This is a genomic window from Serratia sp. CY55921 (assembly GCF_052167655.1).
GTDB classification, from domain to species: Bacteria; Pseudomonadota; Gammaproteobacteria; order Enterobacterales; family Enterobacteriaceae; genus Serratia; species Serratia ureilytica.
Genome location: NZ_JBJNMU010000017.1, coordinates 1 through 1964, shown reverse-complemented (window position 1 = coordinate 1964; position 1964 = coordinate 1). Strand labels below are relative to the sequence as shown.

1 protein-coding gene is annotated in these 1964 nt (G+C 67.2%); it reads left to right on the top strand.

From position 1 onward, the window contains the following. A partial coding sequence (locus ACJ8M3_RS24730) for a condensation domain-containing protein (protein ID WP_442514786.1) occupies window positions 1-1964 on the top strand: 1964 nt, incomplete at both ends.

Genomic DNA, 1964 nt, shown 5'->3' with positions numbered 1-1964 from the left:
GCGCCGCAGGGTGAGCGCGAAACGCTGCTGGCGGAGATCTGGCGCGAGTTGCTGAACGTGGAGCGGGTTGGCCGCCACGATAACTTCTTCGAACTGGGCGGCCACTCGCTGCTGGCGGTGAAGTTGATGGCTCAACTGCGGCGTGCCGGTTTGGCGGCGAACGTGCAGACGCTGTTCTCAACGCCGACGCTGGCGGCGCTGGCGCAGGCGGTGAGCGCGCAAGGGGAAATCGACATACCGGAAAACCGCATCTTGCCGGGTTGCGCCGCCATTACGCCGGAGATGTTGCCGCTGGCGACGCTGAGCCAGCCGGAGATCGACGCGGTGGTGGCGCAGGTGCCGGGCGGCGTGGCTAACGTACAGGACATCTACGCTTTGTCGCCGCTGCAGGAGGGGATTTTGTTCCACCATCTGCTGGCGGAGCAGGGCGATCCGTACCAGCTGTCCGCGGTGTTGCGTTTCGACAGCCGCGCGCGCCTGGATGCCTGGCTGGCGGCGATGCAGCAGGTGATCGATCGCCATGACATTCTGCGCACCGCGTTCATCACGCAGGGCGTGTCTTCGCCGGTGCAGGTGGTGTGGCGCAAGGCCGAACTGGCACTGAGCGAGCGGCGTTTCGATCTGGCCGACGGCCCGGTTTGGCAACAGTTGGCGGCCGGTTTTGATCCGCTGCATCAGCGACAGGATCTGACCCGTGCGCCGCTGCTCAACTTTACCGTCGCGCAAGAGGAGGATGGCCGGTGGTGCGCCTTGCAGCAGTGGCATCATCTGATTGGCGATCACTCCACGCTGGCCTTTATGGAGCAAGAGGTCAGCGAAATCCTCGCCGGTCGCGGCGCACGGCTTGGCGCCGCCCAGCCGTTCCGCAATGCGGTGGCGCAGGCGCGCCTGACGCTCAGCGAAGCAGAGCATGAACGTTTCTTCCGCGACATGTTGGCGGATATCAGCGAGCCGGTCCTGCCGTTCGGTTTGAGTGATGTGCATGGCGAGGGACGGCAGATCGTCAGCCGCTACCAGGCGCTTTCTTCGGCCTTGAACCTGCGGCTGCGGCGGCAGGCGCGGCGGTTGGGCGTCAGCCTGGCCAGTTTGTGCCATCTGGCCTGGGCGCAGGTGCTGGCGCGCGTCAGCGGGCGAGACGCGGTCGTATTCGGCACCGTATTGCTGGGGCGCCTGCAGGGCGCTGAAGGCGCGGAACGGGCATTGGGGCTGTTTATCAACACGCTGCCGCTGCGCCTGGACATCGATCGGCGCGGCGCGGAGGCGGCGGCAAGGGAGGCGCATGTGCGTTTGAGCGGGCTGCTGGCTCATGAACATGCGCCACTGGCCTTGGCGCAGCGCTGCAGCGGCGTCAGCCCTGGAGCGCCGCTGTTCAGCGCCCTGCTCAACTATCGCCACAACAACGGCGAGGCCGTGGCGCTGCCCGAAGGCGTCAGCCTGCTGAGCGCCGAAGAGCGCACCAACTATCCGTTCGTCTTGTCGGTGGAGGACGGCGGCGATTCGCTGGGCATTACGGCGCAGGTAACCGAGGCGATCGATGCGCAGCGCGTATGTGACTATATGGTGCAGGCGCTGGACTCACTGGCGCAAGCACTGGAGCAGGCGCCGGATACGCCGGTGTGTTCACTGGCGGTGGTGCCGGAAGCGGAACGCGAGCTGCTGCTGCATGGCTGGAACCGCACCGAGCGTGACTACCCGCTGGATCAGACGCTGGCGGCGCTGTTCGAGCGGCAGGTGCGCCGCACGCCGGATGCCATCGCGCTGGTGAGCGGGGCGGAAAGCCTGAGCTACGCCCGGTTGAACGCCCGCGCCAACCGGCTGGCGCACGCGCTGATAGCGCGCGGCGTCGGCCCGGACAGCCGGGTGGCGGTGTGCGCCGAACGCGGCCTGAACATGGTGACGGCGCTGTTCGGCATCCTCAAGGCCGGCGGCGCCTATGTGCCGTTGGATCCGGCCTATCCGGGCGA